The 16,645-nt window shown below is 68.5% G+C and carries 13 protein-coding genes and 2 pseudogenes; 12 read left to right on the forward strand and 3 right to left on the reverse strand.

The genetic code is table 11. The features are described from left to right. Positions 1-34: 34 nt before the first annotated feature. The 8 genes from NDR87_RS21825 (at position 35) to iolD (ending at position 8,530) form a co-directional block, all read left to right on the forward strand. Positions 35-937, forward strand: a complete 903-nt coding sequence (locus tag NDR87_RS21825; RefSeq protein ID WP_251914867.1) for a TIM barrel protein — start codon at positions 35-37, stop codon at positions 935-937. Between the two features lie 13 nt (positions 938-950). Beyond that, the gene (locus NDR87_RS21830; RefSeq protein WP_251914868.1) at positions 951-1,943 is read left to right on the forward strand and encodes a sugar ABC transporter substrate-binding protein; all 993 of its coding nucleotides are present in this window, start codon (positions 951-953) and stop codon (positions 1,941-1,943) included. 17 nt (positions 1,944-1,960) lie between these two features. Next, positions 1,961-3,013, forward strand: a complete 1,053-nt coding sequence (locus tag NDR87_RS21835) for an ABC transporter permease (protein ID WP_251914869.1) — start codon at positions 1,961-1,963, stop codon at positions 3,011-3,013. Then, positions 3,010-3,792 (forward strand): ATP-binding cassette domain-containing protein, encoded by a 783-nt coding sequence (locus NDR87_RS21840; protein ID WP_251914870.1) that lies wholly within the window; start codon positions 3,010-3,012, stop codon positions 3,790-3,792. The genes NDR87_RS21835 and NDR87_RS21840 overlap by 4 nt, the downstream gene beginning before the upstream one ends. Further along, complete coding sequence (gene iolC / locus NDR87_RS21845) at positions 3,789-4,727, forward strand: 5-dehydro-2-deoxygluconokinase (protein ID WP_251914871.1); 939 nt, start codon at positions 3,789-3,791, stop codon at positions 4,725-4,727. Before NDR87_RS21840 ends, iolC begins: the two co-directional genes overlap by 4 nt. Before the next feature lie 93 nt (positions 4,728-4,820). Then, positions 4,821-5,714, forward strand: coding sequence for an aldolase (locus NDR87_RS21850; RefSeq protein WP_251914872.1), 894 nt, complete (start codon positions 4,821-4,823; stop codon positions 5,712-5,714). A 40-nt stretch (positions 5,715-5,754) separates the two neighbouring features. Beyond that, on the forward strand, positions 5,755-6,672 hold the full coding sequence (iolB, locus tag NDR87_RS21855) for a 5-deoxy-glucuronate isomerase (RefSeq protein ID WP_251914873.1): 918 nt from the start codon (positions 5,755-5,757) through the stop codon (positions 6,670-6,672). Between the two features lie 16 nt (positions 6,673-6,688). Further along, the gene (gene iolD, locus NDR87_RS21860) at positions 6,689-8,530 is read left to right on the forward strand and encodes a 3D-(3,5/4)-trihydroxycyclohexane-1,2-dione acylhydrolase (decyclizing) (RefSeq protein ID WP_251914874.1); all 1,842 of its coding nucleotides are present in this window, start codon (positions 6,689-6,691) and stop codon (positions 8,528-8,530) included. Positions 8,531-8,666: 136 nt separating this feature from the next. Here the strand turns inward: iolD and NDR87_RS37925 are convergent. Continuing rightward, positions 8,667-9,128: pseudogene (locus NDR87_RS37925) on the reverse strand (methyltransferase); the annotation flags it as partial. Between NDR87_RS37925 and NDR87_RS21870 the strand changes: the two are divergent. Both NDR87_RS21870 and NDR87_RS21875 read left to right on the forward strand, forming a co-directional pair. Next, positions 9,113-9,775, forward strand: a complete 663-nt coding sequence (locus NDR87_RS21870) for a MerR family transcriptional regulator (protein ID WP_251914876.1) — start codon at positions 9,113-9,115, stop codon at positions 9,773-9,775. The pseudogene NDR87_RS37925 and the gene NDR87_RS21870 overlap by 16 nt on opposite strands. 183 nt (positions 9,776-9,958) lie before the next feature. After that, entirely contained in the window at positions 9,959-10,168 is a 210-nt protein-coding gene (locus NDR87_RS21875) for a cold-shock protein (protein WP_251914877.1), read from the forward strand. Positions 10,169-10,617: 449 nt separating this feature from the next. On the opposite strand, the pseudogene NDR87_RS21880 reads toward NDR87_RS21875, so the two are convergent. Continuing rightward, a pseudogene (locus NDR87_RS21880) lies at positions 10,618-11,471 on the reverse strand (DNA polymerase beta superfamily protein). A gap of 167 nt (positions 11,472-11,638) precedes the next feature. Here NDR87_RS21880 and NDR87_RS21890 point away from each other — a divergent pair. After that, on the forward strand, positions 11,639-13,654 hold the full coding sequence (locus NDR87_RS21890; RefSeq protein ID WP_251914880.1) for an ATP-binding protein: 2,016 nt from the start codon (positions 11,639-11,641) through the stop codon (positions 13,652-13,654). On the opposite strand, the gene NDR87_RS21895 is transcribed toward NDR87_RS21890, so the two are convergent. Next, entirely contained in the window at positions 13,655-14,734 is a 1,080-nt protein-coding gene (locus tag NDR87_RS21895; protein WP_251914881.1) for an alkaline phosphatase family protein, read from the reverse strand. Positions 14,735-15,016: 282 nt separating this feature from the next. Here NDR87_RS21895 and serA point away from each other — a divergent pair, with 282 nt between their 5' ends. Then, positions 15,017-16,615 carry a phosphoglycerate dehydrogenase gene (gene serA / locus NDR87_RS21900; protein ID WP_251914882.1) on the forward strand — a complete coding sequence of 533 codons (1,599 nt, stop codon included), beginning with the start codon at positions 15,017-15,019 and terminating at the stop codon, positions 16,613-16,615. The last annotated feature ends 30 nt before the right edge of the window (positions 16,616-16,645 follow it).

Consider the following 16,645-nt stretch of genomic DNA (forward strand, 5'->3'; position numbering starts at 1 on the left):
CACCACTACGCATCGACAGGTCGGAGTGATCCCGATGTCCGTACCGTTGCATCCGCTGCGCGTCGCCGCCGCACCGATCTCCTGGGGAGTCTGCGAGGTCCCCGGCTGGGGGCATGTGCTCGAGGCGCGCACCGTCCTGTCCGAGATGACCGCACTCGGACTCAACGCGACCGAATTCGGCCCGCCCGGCTACCTGCCCGCCGAACCTCGGGAGTTACGGGAGTTGTTGAGCCCCTACGGGATTGCTCCGATCGGCGGGTTCCTGGCATTACCCCTGCACACCGCGCCGGGCGCCGCCCTGGCCGCGGCCCGGCGCAGCGCGGCGCTGTTCGCCGCCACGGGCGCGGAGGTGCTCGTCCTGGCCGCCGCGACCGGATTGGACGGCTACGACTCGCGGCCGGTGCTGAGCGAGCACGAATGGCGCACCCTGATCGATACGGCCGCCACCATCCGCGATATCGCCACCGAACACGGGCTGCGCGCGGTGCTGCATCCGCACGTCGGCACGCATGTCGAGACCGAGACCGACGTGGAACGCCTGCTGGCCGATTCCGATCTCGACATCTGCCTGGACACCGGCCATCTGCTGATCGGCGGGAGCGATCCGGTCGCGCTGGCGCGCCGCCACGCCGACCGGATCGGCCACATTCACCTCAAGGATGTGCGAAACGCCCTCGCCGACGAGATTCGCGGCGGGAGAATGGAATACAGCCAGGCCGTGCGGCGGGGACTGTACGCCCCGCTGGGGGAGGGGGATGTCGATATCGAGTCCCTGGTCCGGTGCGTGCACACGGCGGGATATCAGGGCTGGTATGTGATCGAACAGGATACGGCGCTGGCTCCGGGTGATCCGGCCGACGGCCCCAGCCGCGACACCGCACGCAGCCTGCGCTATCTGGCGGAGGTCGGCGCCGCATGCGAATCGGCTCGGATCTAGTAGGAAAAACCTCATGACAACGATGTCGACAGCGCGCCGCAGGCGGCGCATCCTGCCGTGGTTGGCCGTCGGTGCGGTGCTGGCCGCGTGCAGCGGACCCGGCGCCGACGCACCGGGCGACCAGAGCCGGACGCCGGTCGCGGCGGGCACCCTGAACTCGGTCGCCGTGGTCACCCACGGCACGCCCGGCGACGCCTTCTGGAATGTGGTCAAGAACGGGGCCGAGGCCGCGGGTAAGGACCTCGGCGTGCGCGTGGAGTACAACTCCGCGGGCGATCCCGGCCAGCAGGCCAAGCTCGTCGATAACGCCGTGGCCCAGCGGGTCGACGGGCTGGTGGTGTCGATGGCGAATCCGGAGGCGCTGCGCCCGTCGGTCGAACGCGCCGTCGCCGCCGGAATCCCGGTGGTGACCATCAACTCCGGCGAGGCCGAGAGCGTGAAGTTCGGCGCGATCGGCCATGTCGGGCAGAGTGAGCGCTCGGCCGGGCTGGCCGCGGGCAAGCGGCTGAAGGACGCCGGAAAGTCCAAGATGCTCTGCGTCATCCACGAGGCGGGCAATATCGGCGCCAACGAGCGCTGCGCGGGCGCGACCGAGGGCTTCGGCAATGCGAGCACGCTGCAGGTCGACATCAACAACCCCACCGACGCCCAGTCGCGCATCAAGGGCGCGCTCGAGGCGGATCACGCCATCGATGCGGTGCTGACGCTCAATTCACAGATCGCAGCGCGGGCGGTGTCGGCGGTGGGCGAGGCACACGCCACGGCCGCGGTGGCCACCTTCGATCTCAATTCCGATGTGGTGGACGCCATCCGGGCGGGCAAGCTGCTGTTCGCGGTGGACCAGCAGCAGTACGAGCAGGGCTATCTGCCGGTGGTGCTGCTGCGGGCCTACCGGACGAATTTGAATACGGTCGGCGGCGGCGCGCCGGTGCAGACCGGTCCGGCCTTCGTCGACGAGGCCAATGTCGACGCCATCGCCGAGCTCGTATCGCAGGGCACCCGCTGAGGACAGGAGTGGATGAGATGAGTGTTGCCACAACGATTTCCCAGCCGAGCCCCAGTCGACCCGAGCCCGGTGCGTCGCTGTTGAACCGGATGATCGTGCGGCCCGAGATCGGCGCGGCGCTCGGCGCGCTGGCGGTGTTCCTGTTCTTCTCGATCATTACCGACCGGTTTCTGAGCCCGCTCGGCGTGGCCACCTGGCTCGACGACGCCTCGACTCTCGGCATCATGGCCGTCGCGGTGGCGATGTTGATGATCGGTGGCGAATTCGATCTGTCCGCGGGCGTGATGACCGCGTCCACGGCGCTGGTGACCGCGCTGCTGGCCGTGCACGCCGGGTGGAATGTGTGGTTCGCGCTGCTGGTTTCGCTGCTCTTCGCGTTGGGTGTGGGCGCGCTCAACGGCTGGGTCGTGATGCGCACCGGCCTGCCCAGTTTCATCGTCACGCTGGGTACCTTCCTGGCGCTGCAGGGGCTCAATCTCGGCGTCACGCGGCTGATCACCGGCACGGTCCAGGTGTCGGGAATCCGATCGGCATCCGGGTACTCCTCGGCGGGCTGGGTTTTCGCCTCGACCACCAATATCGGCGACGCTCGCATCCAGGCGTCGGTGGTGTGGTGGATCGTGCTGACCGCCGTCGCGGCGCTGGTGCTCGTGCGGACCCGGTTCGGCAACTGGATCTTCGCGGTGGGCGGCTCGCTGGTCAGCGCCCGCGCCGTCGGCGTGCCGGCGGTGCGCACCAAGATCCTGCTGTTCATGACGACCGCCTTCGCCGGATGGGTGGTCGGCTCCTGCAACATCCTGCGGTTCGCCAGCGTGCAGGCCAATCAGGGTGTCGGGCTGGAGTTTCAGTACATCATCGCGGCGGTCGTCGGCGGTTGCCTGCTGACCGGCGGTTTCGGCTCGGTGATCGGCGCGGCGATCGGTGCGCTGATCTTCGGCATGGCGCGCCAGGGCATCGTGTTCGCGCGGTGGGACAGCGACTGGTTCATGCTTTTCCTGGGCGTGCTGCTGCTGTCGGCGGTGCTGGTGAACAACGCATTCAAGAAGCGCGCGGAAAGGGTACGCCGATGACGGCTCCGCTGATCGAAACCATCGGTATCGGAAAGAGTTACGGCGGTGTGGTCGCACTGCGGGACGTGTCCACGGTCGTCAACCCCGGCGAGGTGACCTGCGTGCTTGGCGACAACGGCGCGGGCAAGTCGACGTTGATCAAGATCCTGGCCGGCGTGCATCGGCACGATGCGGGCGAGCTGAGGATCGACGGGCAGCCGACGCGGTTCGCCTCGCCCCGCGAATCGCTGGATCGCGGTATCGCCACCGTGTACCAGGATCTGGCGGTGGTGCCGCTGATGAGCGTGTGGCGCAATTTCGTGCTCGGCTCCGAGCCCACCTTCGGCGTCGGACCGCTGCGGTTGCTGGATCGGCGCAAGGGGCACGAGATCACCCGGAAGGCGCTGTCGGACATGGGGATCGAGCTGCGTGACATGGAACAGCCGGTCGGGACGCTGTCCGGCGGTCAGCGTCAGTGCATCGCGATCGCGCGGGCGGTGCACTACGGGGCCAAGGTGCTGATCCTGGACGAGCCGACCGCGGCGCTGGGCGTCAAGCAGGCCGGGGTGGTGCTGCGTTACGTCGTGCAGGCCCGCGACCGCGGCCTGGGTGTCGTGCTGATCACCCATAATCCGCACCATGCCTATCCGGTCGGTGACCGGTTCCTGCTGCTCAAGCGCGGCACGATGCTCGGCTCCTATGAGAAGTCCGAAATCGACCTGCCCGAGCTGACGCGGCAGATGGCCGGTGGCGCCGAGCTGGACGCGCTGCAGCACGAACTCGAGCGGGTGGTGCCGTGAACGATCTCGAGGCGTTGACGATCGGGCGGGTCGGAGTGGATCTGTATCCGCAGCAGAGCGGGGTGCGCCTGGCCGAGGTGACCTCGTTCGCGAAGTCCCTGGGCGGTACCGCGACCAATGTGGCGGTGGCCGCGGCACGGCTGGGGCGGCGCACCGCGGTGCTGACCAAGGTGGGGCCCGACGGATTCGGGGACTATGTGCGCGGCGCGCTGGCGGGGTTCGGGGTCTCGGCGCGCTACGTGGCCACCGCGGCGGAGCTGCAGACGCCGGTGGTGTTCTGCGAGCTCAACCCGCCCGCCGATCCGCCGCTGCTGTTCTATCGGGCGCCGATCGCGCCGGATCTCACCCTCACCGACGACGATGTGCCGTGGGAGGTGGTGGAATCGGTGCCGCTGCTGTGGGTGACCGGAACGGGGGTCAGCGCCGAACCGGCGCGCTCGACCCAGCGACGAATCCTGCGGCGGCGCGGCAGATTCGGGCACACCGTGCTGGATCTGGACTACCGGCCGATGTTCTGGCCGGATGCGGCGACCGCGCGGCGGGAGATCGACTGGATGCTCGATCACGTGAACACGGTCGTCGGCAACCGGACCGAGGTCGAGGTGGCGGTCGGCAGCGCCGATCCCGACGAGGCCGCCGACCGCCTGCTGGCCCGCGGGGTGGGACTCGCGGTGATCAAGCGTGGCGCGGAGGGCGTGCTGGTGGCGACCCCGCAGCAGCGGTGGACCGTGCCGCCGTGCCGGGTCGAGGTGGTGTGCGGGCTCGGGGCGGGGGACGGGTTCGGGGGAGCGCTGGTGCACGGGTTGCTGGCCGGATGGGAGCCGCAGCGCATCGCGGCCTATGCGAATGCGGCGGGGGCGCTGGTGGCCTCGCGGTTGGCGTGCGCGGATGCCATGCCCACCGCGGCGGAGATCGAGGAGATGTTGTGCCGATGACGAGGTGGCGGCCCCAGGGACGGAGGCGGCATCGATGAGCGTGGTGAATATCGGGTGGTCGCCGGTGTCCGTGGACGGAAGGGGGGAGATGTCGTGTATCTGACCGACCGGCGCTGGCACGAGCTGCTGCGGGTGCGGGCCGCGGATCCGGCCGCGATCGCGCGGGCGTACGCGGATCGGCGACGCCGGACATCGCTGCTCTCGGCGCAGGGCACGCTGTTCCTGGTGGCGGCCGATCATCCGGCGCGCGGGGCACTGGGCGTGGGATCGGATCGAACCGCCATGGCGGATCGCCGAATGCTGTTGGAGCGCTTGCTGATCGCACTGGACAATCCGGCGGTCGACGGGGTGCTGGGCTCCCCGGATATCGTGGAGGAGCTGCTGCTGCTCGACGCCCTGCACGACAAGGTCGTCATCGGCTCGATGAACCGGGGCGGGCTGGCTGGCGCGGACTGGGAGATCGACGACCGGTTCACCGGATACGACGCCGAATCGCTGGTCAACTTCCGCCTCGACGGCGGGAAGATGCTCCTGCGGCTGGTGGATTCGGATCCCGGAACGATACCGACCCTGCACGCCTGCGCGCGGGCGGTCTCCGAACTGGCCGTGCACGGATTGACGGCAATGGTGGAACCGCTGCCGTATCACCGGGATTCGACCGGATCGCTGGTCATGCACAAGGACACGGCCTCGCTGCAGCGGGCGATCACCATCGCCTCCGGACTCGGCGTCACCTCCGCGCATACCTGGTTGAAGATTCCCGCGCCGCAGGATCTTTCGGTTCTGGATGCCACCACGCTGCCGGTGGTGGTGCTGGGTGGCGTGCCCTCTGGGGATGTCGACGCCGACCTGGCGTCATGGGGCAGCGCCCTGGGACACGATGTGGCGCGCGGGCTGGTCGTCGGCCGCAGCCTGCTCTACCCGCCCGACGGTGACGTCGCCGGAGCGGTGGAGGCGGCCGCCCGGGTCCTGAAGGAGGCGCAGTGATCGAGTTACCGGGCGCTCGCCGAGCCCGCGAGGAGGTCTCATGAGCACGTTGCATCATCCGGCCCCGACCCTGTGGGACGCCGGGGATTCCGAGCCGGAAGGCCGCGGCGATCCGGTACTGCTGACCGCGGAGCGGGCGGGGTGGAGCTATACGGGCCTGCGGGTGCTGCGCCTGGCCGCGGGGCGATCGCGGGTCGTGCGCACCGGAGCATACGAGGCATTCGTGCTGCCACTGGCCGGTTCGTGTGTGGTGCGGGTGGACGGCGCGGTGTTCGAACTGCAAGGTCGGGAGTCGGTGTTCACGCGGGTGACCGACTTCGCCTATGTCCCGCGCGATGCCGAGGTGGAGCTGTCGGCAGAGCGGGACGCCGAGATCGCGCTGCCCATGGCGCGGTGTACCCGGCGGCTGGAGCCGAAATACGGTGCGGCGGACAACGTTCCGGTCGAGGTGCGCGGGGCGGGGCAGGCGACCAGACAGGTCAGCAACTTCGGGGTGCCGGGGGTGTGGGAGCACGCCGACAAGCTCAATGCCTGTGAGCTCATCACACCGGACGGGAACTGGTCGTCGTATCCGCCCCACAAACACGACCAGGCGAGCGAGTGCGAGGTGGTCAACGAGGAGATCTATTACTTCCGTATCGCCGGGCGGGACGGGATCACGCCGTCGCGCGAGGGTTTCGGCATGCACCGCACCTATACCGCCGACGGCTCGCTCGACGAGAACGTGGCGGTGCGCGACGGCGATGTCTTTCTCGTGCCGCGCGGATACCACGGGCCGTGTATCGCGGCGCCCGGATATCCGATGTACTACCTCAACATTCTCGCCGGGCCCGCGCCGGACCGGTCGATGGCCTTCTGCGACGACCCGGCCCACGGGTGGGTGCGCGACAGCTGGAACGGCGTACCGCCCGATCCCCGGTGCCCGGTGACCGATCACCGCGGGCGAACTACTGCATGAACGAGGTGCGATTCCCATGAAACTGACCACCGCGCAAGCACTCGTGGCGTGGCTGATCGCCCAGCACTCCGAGACCCTGGACGGCCGGGAAGTGCCCTTGTTCCCTGCGGTTTTCGCGATCTTCGGGCACGGCAACGTGCTCGGGCTCGGCACCGCGCTGGAGGAGCGGCGCGATGTGATGCCGGTGTGGCGCGGCCACACCGAACAGGGAATGGCCCTGGCCGCAGTCGGCCTGGCCAAGGCGACGCATCGCCGCCAGGTCGGGGTGGCGACCTCCTCCATCGGACCGGGGGCGCTGAACATGGTGACCGCGGCCGGGGTCGCGCACGCGAATCGGCTACCGCTGCTGCTGCTTCCGGGTGACACCTTCGTCGGTCGCGCCCCCGATCCGGTGCTGCAGCAGGTGGAGCACTTCGACGATGCGACCGCCACGGTCAACGACGCGTTCCGGGCGGTGAGCCGCTATTTCGACCGCATCACTCGGCCCGAGCAACTGATCGCCACCCTGCCGCAGGTGGCGCGCGTCCTCACCGATGCCGCGGATGCGGGGCCGGTGACCTTGGCGCTGCCGCAGGATGTGCAGGCCGAGACCTTCGACTTCCCCTCGGCGCTGTTCGAGCCGGTGGTGCACCCCCTTGTTCGACCGCGTCCGGACCACCGACTGGTGGCCGCGGCGGCGCACGCGCTGCGGGAATCCTCGCGGCCGCTGCTGGTACTCGGCGGTGGCGTCCGCTACTCCGGGGCGGGGCGCGGCGCGGTGGAATTCGCCGAGCGCCACGGCATTCCGATCACCGAGACCACCGCTGGGCGCACGCTGGTGCGGCACGACCATCCGCTCTACGCGGGCCCGCTGGGTATCACCGGGTCGTCTTCGGCGAATACCCTTGCGGCCGAGGCGGATCTGGTGCTGGCGCTGGGCACCCGGCTGCAGGACTTCACGACCGCGTCCTGGACGATATTCGCCCCGGATGTCCGGTTGGTCAGCATCAACGCCGCGCGTTTCGACGCGGTCAAGCATGGCGCCCTCGCGGTCGTGGGCGATGTCGGTGCGGCACTGGGCGATCTGGTCAGAGCCCTGAGCGGCTGGCAGGTCGACCGCTCCTGGTCCGAGCGAGCCGCGGCGGTCCGCGCCGAGTGGGACACCTATATCGATAAGCTGCGCGCGCCCGCCGCGGGCATTCCCAGTTATGCCCAGATCGTCGGCGCGGTCAACGATCTCAGCGAGCCCAACGATTATGTGATGACCGCATCCGGTGGCCTGCCCGGTGAGCTGATCGGCGGCTGGCGCGCGCACGGCGGTGAGCCGACGATGGATGTCGAATACGGCTTCTCCTGTATGGGTTACGAACTCGCGGGTGCGTGGGGCGCGGCCATGGCGCACCGTCGCGGCCTGGTCACCACCCTGCTCGGCGACGGGTCCTATCTGATGCTGAACTCCGAGCTGTTCTCGGCGGCATTCGCGGGTCACCCGCTGGTCGCGGTCGTCTGCGACAACGACGGTTACGCCGTCATCGCGCGCCTGCAGGAGAACCAGGGCGGCAGCGCCTTCAACAACTTCTACCCGGATTGCCGTACCAACCACATCCGCCCGCCTCGAGTCGATTTCGCCGCCCACGCTCACGCCCTTGGCTGCGCGGTCTTCACGGCCGCCGACATCCCCGGCTTCCGCAATGCCTACGCCCATGCCCGCGCCGCCGCGATCCAGCAGTCCCGCCCGGCTGTGGTGATCATCCGCACCCAGCCCTCCGCCTGGACCGAGTCCGGTGCCTGGTGGGAGGTGGGTGTGCCCGAACACCTTTCCGGCCGCCCGGCCTACGACGCGACCAAGCCGGCCCAGGTCCGCTACCTGCAATCCTGACCGCGCTCGGGACGGTCCGCGCCGGGCCTCGCCTCGAGGAGGGTGTATCGGGGATGGCGGTCGTGCCGGTGATCGTGAGTCCGGCTGTGGCGCAGAGCCGTTCGAAGTCGGCACGGCTTCGTTCGCGGCCGCCGTAGATGACCAGCATGGTGAGATCGTGGAAGTACGTCTCGTCCAGGGTCGCCGGATCGGGGAGAAGTTGCTCGATCAGCAGCAGTCTGCCGTGGGCGGGCATGGCGGTGCGACATCGGTGGAGGATGCGGGCGGCGCGTTCGTCGTCCCAGTCGTGCAGGATCCATTTGAGCAGATACAGGTCCGCTCCGGCGGGGACGGCGTCGAAGAAGTCGCCGAAGGTGACGGTGCAACGGTCGGAAAGCCCGGCGGCACGAATGTTCTCGGCTGCCCGGTGCGCGCCCTGGGGATTGTCGAAGACGATTCCGCGCAGCTGAGGGTGGCGCTGCGCGATGGCAATGAGCAGAGTACCGTCTCCGCCGCCGACGTCGACCACGCTGGTGCGACCATCGAAGTCGTAACAGTCGCGAACGGCCCTGCCCACCGCTGCGCTGGCTTGCCTAATGCTGGATGCTGAAGTCGACATCACGTCATGCGCTGCCGATCGGGCCGCGGCGGCGCTGTACGGACCTCACTCCGGCCACGCTGCGTTGGTGGGAGCGGCAGGGGGTGATTCCACCGCCGCGGCGGCGCGGCGGCCGCCGCTGCTACGACGAAGCCGACCTGCGCCGCATCGGCCTGGCCTATCTGTGCTGCGTCACCGGCCGAATGTCGCTGTCCAGCGCCGCGATCGTCACGACCGGCACGGCACGAATCGACCAGTGGCAGCGCAGCGTGACCGAGCAGATCGACCGGCTCGACGAGCAGATCGCCCAGCGGCAGGCGGCCCGCGCGTATCTGCTCCACCTGCTCTGCTGCACCGACGACGATATGGCGCAATGCCCGCACCTCGACGCCGAACTCATCGCCCACACCCCGCTGGGGCGTGACGAAATCGCGCCTCGGGGTGACGAAATCGACGGCAGAAACTGCGCCTCGTGCGGTAACCCGCTGACTACATCGGCTCGCGGCAGGCCGCGGTCGTATTGCTCGCAGACCTGTCGGCAACGCGCCTACCGCCACCGGAGGTCGGCCAGCGTCGCCCCGAGTGACCGCGAGCAACCTCGCCGAACGGATCGCGAAGCCTCTCCGGACGCGGCCGACCGCCTCGAACCATCCCCCTCGCGCTGGTGATGGCACACTTGGGCAGCCGGGGCCTGCGGCATCGGCCGACCATCGAGCGGTTGCGCATGCGCGCTTCCTCCACAGGCCCCGAACGCGGTGGTCCTCCGTCGCCCTCGCCGCGGCTACGCGCGGTGTATGAGCAGGCGGATCGGGACCGGTTGGATCGACGGCTCGGATGGGTGAGGACAGTAGATGGCACGGGGCACCGTGAAATGGTTCGACAGCAAGAAGGGCTTCGGCTTCATCACCGAGGACGGCGGCGGACCCGACGTCTTCGTGGATTACACCGAGGTCGAGGGTGAGGGCTTCCGGTCATTGACCGAGGGGCAGCGGGTGGAGTTCGACATTCGCCGCGCGAAGGCCGGTCCGGAGGCCCGGGACGTGCGCGTTCTTCCGGAGTGATCCGGCGCACAAGATCAACTTCCGTGTTGGCCGAGTCACTCGTTGAAACTTTCTGCTAACGCCTGGAGATGGCCTCTCGATATGCAGATCGTCAGCCAGTTCAACTGGGATTGCACAAAGGAGAGGTATTTATGATCCCCGTTATCATCGACACCGGTAGCGCCGCTCTGAACGGTCTGTTCAACACCCTGGGCGCCGCTCTGCACGGTCTCGTTGACACCCTGTGGACCGGCTCCTTCGGCCGCTGAGCTGCAGTGATGGTCGTGTAATCGACCCCTGGATCGGCCCCGGACGGTAACTGTCCGGGGCCGATCCATTTCTGGGTGACGAATACCGCCGAGGATGCGGCAAGCCCCGATCGCGGGGGCGATTCACCTATTACGGTATAATCACGTGCCAACGCTCTGGGCTGCCCGAGAATATGTGGGCACGTCCCCGCAAATGCCTGGTTACGCCAGCTGAGCGGCGGTCAGGACCCGTTCCTGAAAGAACTTTGCAGTCAGCTCCCGCGCCCGCGCGAGATCGCGGCCCGAGCCCTTCGCATGGGCCCGCGCCGCATACTCGAACTCCGCGGTGACGAACGTCGCGATCGGCGCGGGCATCACGCCGCTGCCCATCTCCCGCGTCCGCGACTTCAGCTCGGTCAGCTCGCGCACGGCCGATACCAGCTCGGCGGGCAGCTCACACTGCCCCAGCAGCGTCGGCAGATGCATCGGCGCGACCGCCGCCCGCGGATGCTCCCGCAACCACCGCAGCGCCATCGCCGGGCGCAGCGAATAGAACACCTTCTTCAGCGACCCGCTGTCGCCGAACAGCCGCCACTGCCGCATGCCCAGATGCAGATAGTGCCGCGCCACCCGATCGCGGTCGGCCACCTGCTCGGCCAATGCCCGCAGTGCGGTACGGAACTCCTCGTCGCCGCGGTAGACGATCGGCGACATGAGCCACTCGATGAGCACGGCATTGCCGCCCACCAGCAGCCGCAGCGCCTTGCCCAGGTCCCACCCGTTCACATCGAGCAGGCCGACAGCGGCGTCTCGATCACATCGCGTGCCTGCCACGGCGACAGATAGCCGTCCAGACTCGCCACGTAGACGAACCGGCAGTCGTAATCGGAGTCCGGCGATGGGAAACCCCAAGCGCGGCTGCCGCTTTCGACGGCCAGCTCGATCCGCACCCGATGCTCGCGCGCGATCCGATCGAGCTCGGCGTCAATCGAACCCACCACCGTGGGGTCCATCGAATCCGGGATCGCGCGCAGGCTCATCGGCCGAGGGTAGCGAGCCGGACGGGTACCGGGCATCCGAATTTCGGACCGGTCGGTAATCGACTCGAGACGTGGAGCAAATCCGGAACCGGGTCGTGACCACCTGGTGTTTCCTCGTTCAACCGCTGGTCAACGATCCGGCGAAGGATGAGATCAGTGGTAGCTGACCGACGGCTACCCGACGGGCGAGTGGGAGGCCCGCTATGGACGGCGACGTGCAGTCCGATCACAAGTACACGATGCGGATCAGCCGCCTGGCGATCGACAAGCTGGGCATCAAACTCTACGACCGCGTCTCGGCCGTACTGGCCGAACTCATCGCCAATTCCTACGACGCCGACGCCACCGTGGTGGAGGTGGCACTGCCCTGGGGCGTGACGCTGGGCGGCACCGTCCGCGCCGCCGAACGGTCACCGCATCGAATCATCGTCACCGACAACGGCCACGGCATGACCGCCGCGGAGGTGAACGAGCACTATCTGATGGTCGGATCGGATCGCCGGTTGCGCACCGGCTCGGATCTGTCGCGCGAGCGCCGCCGACCGGTCATGGGCCGCAAGGGAATCGGGAAGCTGGCCGCCTTCGGCATCTGCCGGACCATCGAGGTGATCACCGCGGGCAGCGGCACCGGCGATCGCACGCCGCGGGGCTGGCCGGTCTCGCATATCGTCATGGATCTCGACGACATGGTGTCCGATACCGAGAGCGACTACTACCCGAAGGTCGGCGCGCGCGACGGCACGTTCAGCGCCGAGCGCGGCACCACGGTGATCCTGCGGGACTTCTTCCGCAAGCGGGTGAACTCCGGACCGGAGCTGAATCGCCAACTCGCGGCGCGGTTCGGCATCGAGCGGCCGGACTGGCGGGTCGAGGTCCGCAACGGCGCGGCCACCGACGAGAGCTTCACCCTCAGTGATCTGCCCATCGACGTGATGGAGGAGACCCGTATCGATGTGGCGCACCGGCCGGTTCGGGTGGGCCGGGGCTTCCTGCCGGTCTCGGGCTGGGTCGCCTACTCCAAGCAGCCCTATCGCGACGAGGCGATGGCCGGGGTGCGCATCTACGCGCGCGGCAAGATCGTCGCGCAGACCCGGGATTTCGGCATTCCCTCCGGATTCACCGGCGAGTACAAGCTGCGCTCGTACCTGGTCGGTGCGATCCATGTGGACTGGCTCGACGGCGACGAGGATCTGGTGCGCTCGGACCGCCAGGACATCATGTGGAATTCCGCGCGCGGGGAGGCGCTGGCGGTGTGGGGTCGCGATCTGATCAAGGAGATCGGGCGCATGGGGGAGCGGTCGATCCGGCGCCGGGTGTGGGAGGAGTTCGTCGAGAAGTCGCACATCTATGCGGCCCTCGAGGCCATCGCGCCGGGGGACAGGATGTTCCGCGACTCCGTCGTCGACGCCGCCCGAATCCTGGTGGCCAACAAGGACCGTGCCGCACTGGACGATCCGGGACACGTGGAAAGCATTGTGCGGCTTGCTCTCTCGCTCGGTCCGCAGCGCAGTCTGCTGGAGACGCTGAAGGAGATCGCCGAGGAGAACGATCCGCATCTCGATGTGGTGGTCGCGCTGTTCGAGCGGGCGCGGGTGGCCGAGATCTACTCGCTGGGGCAGATCGCCAGCGAGCGGGTGGCCGTGGTGGACCGGCTGCGCAGGCTCATCGATGACCGGCGCTCGCTGGAGCGCCCGTTCCAGGAACTGATCGAGCGCGCACCCTGGCTGCTCGCCCCGGAGTGGACGCCGCTGGGGATGAACGAATCGCTCAAACGCGTGCGCGCGAGCTTCGAACGCTGGTACGCGCAGAAATACGGCATCACCCTGGTCACCACGTCGATCGGCAGCGAGAAGCGCGAGCCGGACTTCGTGCTGCTGCACGACTCCGGGGAACTGTGGATCGTGGAGATCAAGCGGATGGACTACCACCTCACCGACGAGGAGTACAACCGCGCGATCAACTATCTCTACGCGCTGGATACCTTCCTCACCGAGAATCCGCGCCTCGGCGCGCAGTTCCCGCGCCGACGGCTGACCTTCATCGTCGATCACATCGATAAGCTGCGCCCGGCGTCGCGGTCCTCGCTGGACAGCGACTCCCGCATCGACCGGCGAACCTGGCGTGAGCTGCTGGATTCGACGCTGCGCGCGCACAGCGATTTCCTGGAGCGGGTGTATGCGATGCGCGCGACCGACGATCGGGCCCAGGCGGCGGGCTGATCAGTCGCCCTGCGGACCGACGTTCACCCGGCACCCCGCGTCGTAGGGAAACGGGAGGGCCGCAAGGCGGGTCGTTGCCGGATTCAGCGGACGTCCGACGACCGGCGTGTGCGGCGGAACAGCGGCCGGATCGCCGGACCCGCCCGCGCGCAAGGACTTTCCGTCCAGATCGGGCACGGTCGGCAGGCCGAGGAGGTCGAGGACCGTCGGGGTGATATCGATCAGGGAGTAGCCGTTGTAGGTCCGACCCACGGCGAAGTCCGGACCCCGCGCGATGACGAAACTGGCTACCTCGTAAGCGCTTTGGCCGCCGTGGCCGCCCTCGGGCTTGTGACCGTGATCGGTGGTCACCAGGATCGTCCAGCGTTCGTCCGGGTGCGCGCGGGTGCGCTGTTCGATCGCGGCGACGATCCGGCCGACCAGGATGTCGACCCGGCTGATGGCGTCGCGATAGGCCTGCGGATTGCTCGCCCGCAGGCGGTGCCCGGCGATGTCGACCTGATCGAAATGGGTGAAGACGAAGTCGGTGCCCTCGGCGATGGCGGCGACCGTCGCGTGGGCGGTGCCGATATCGATATCGGCCTCACAACCGTAGGTGCCGTACGGGTTCGAGCCCGCGGTGACGATCACATCGGCGTGCGGCTCGCCCGTCCCGGCGATGCGGCCGATGGTGTCCCAGGTGGCGATCGAGGCCGTCTTTCGTTGCGGCGCGGCGCGTTTGATGCGGTTGAAGACCGTGGGGTAGCGACTCAGGTGCTCCGGCGAGCAGGTGGCGTCGTTGTCGCAGATGCCGGTGCGGGTGTCCCAGACGCCGGTCAGCACCGCCGACCAGGACGGGCACGAGACCGTGGTGTGCGGGGCGATCGAATAGCGGCTCAGTGTGCCCTGGGCGGCGAGCCGCTGCAGGTTCGGAGTCGCGGCGGCGAGCAACTCGCTGTGGAGACAGCCGTCGATACCGATCACGGCCACCTTGTTCGAGCCGGGCTCGGTCGCGCGGGCGCGCGGCAGGTGGGCGTCGACGACGAATGCGAGCAGGCCGGTCGCCAACATTGCCGAACAGGTGCGCCGGGTGATGGCCATGCTCCCAAGGTGACCGTGAAAATCGGCCCTGGCCAGGCATAACGGTGGTTTTTGCCAAGCCTTCGCCGGATCGGCACGAAGCGGACGAACCGGGTTCATTCCGTTCACGGGACCGCAATGGGTTCGTTGTCTCGCGAGGGCTCGGCCCGCGGTGCGAGACTTCCATCCGGAATTGGTCGTTCGTACTGATGGCGGGCGACTACCAGGGGGTAGGGACCGCGGGAAACCCGCCCATTAAGCTGGCGGCGGTAATTGCCGACCCTTCCCCAGGAGTGCCCTACCGTGAGCCCCCATGGCCGTCCTGTTGTTCTGATCGCCGACAAGCTCGCCCAGTCGACCGTCGACGCGCTCGGTGACGGTGTCGAGGTTCGCTGGGTCGACGGCCCCAATCGACCCGAGCTGCTGGCCGCGGTGCCCGAGGCGGACGCGCTGCTGGTGCGGTCGGCGACCACCGTCGACGCCGAGGTGCTCGAGGCGGGTAAGAACCTCAAGATCGTCGCCCGTGCCGGCGTCGGCCTCGACAATGTCGATGTGCCCGCGGCCACCGAGCGCGGCGTCATGGTCGTCAACGCGCCGACCTCCAATATCCACACCGCCGCCGAGCACGCGGTGACGCTGCTGCTGGCGGCGGCGCGCCAGATTCCGGCCGCCGACGCCACCCTGCGCGAACACACCTGGGCGCGCAGCAAGTTCAATGGTGTGGAGATCTTCGGCAAGACCGTCGGCGTGATCGGCCTGGGCCGGATCGGTCAGTTGTTCGCGGCGCGGCTGGCCGCGTTCGAGACCAAGATCGTCGCCTACGACCCCTACGTCTCGCCCGCGCGCGCCGCGCAGTTGGGTATCGAGCTGCTGTCGCTGGACGAGCTGTTGCAGCGGGCGGATCTGATCTCGGTGCATCTGCCCAAGACGCCGGAGACCAAGGGGCTGCTGAGCAAGGAGAAGCTGGCGCTCACCAAGAAGGGTGTCATCATCGTCAACGCCGCGCGCGGCGGGCTGATCGACGAGGGCGCGCTCGCCGAGGCCATCAAGTCCGGGCATGTGCGGGCCGCCGGTATCGACGTGTTCGAGACCGAGCCGTGCACCGACAGCCCGCTGTTCGAGCTGCCGCAGGTCGTGGTGACCCCGCATCTGGGCGCATCCACCGCCGAGGCGCAGGACCGCGCGGGCACCGATGTAGCCAAGTCCGTATTGCTCGCGCTGGCAGGGGAATTCGTGCCGGGTGCGGTGAACGTGACCGGTGGCGCGGTGGGCGAGGAGGTCGCGCCGTGGCTCGAGATCGTGCGTAAGCAGGGCGTGCTGCTGGGCGCGCTGGCCGATGAGCTGCCGGTCAGCCTGGAGGTGCAGGTGCGCGGCGAGCTGTCCTCGGAAGACGTTGCGGTGCTGGAGCTTTCGGCGTTGCGCGGCATCTTCTCCGCGCTCATCGAGGATCCGGTCACCTTCGTCAACGCGCCCGCGCTGGCCAAGGACCGCGGCATCGAGGCCACCGTCACCACGGTGTCGGAGAGCCCCTCGCACCGCAGCCTGGTCGACCTGCGCGCCGTCTTCGGCGACGGCCGCACCCTCAACGTCTCCGGCGCCCTGACCGAGCCGCAGCAGGTCCAGAAGATCGTCAACATCAACGGCCGCAACTACGACATGCGCGCCGAGGGCCTCAACCTGGCCGTCCTCAATTACGACGATCGCCCCGGCGCCCTGGGCAAGATCGGCACCAAGCTGGGCGAGGCCGAGATCGACATCCAGGCCGCCCAGCTGAGCCAGGACGTCGACCAGGAGGGTGCGACGGTCATGCTGCGCGTCAACAAGGACGTCCCGGCCGACGTACGAAAGGTCATCGCCGAGTCCGTGGGCGCGGCGAAGGTCGCCCTGGTCGACCTGAACTGAGGTTTTCGACCGACGTTGCGAGCCCTGTCG

Origin of the sequence: Nocardia sp. CDC159, assembly GCF_023740735.1 — a bacterium.
GTDB classification, from domain to species: Bacteria; Actinomycetota; Actinomycetes; order Mycobacteriales; family Mycobacteriaceae; genus Nocardia; species Nocardia pulmonis.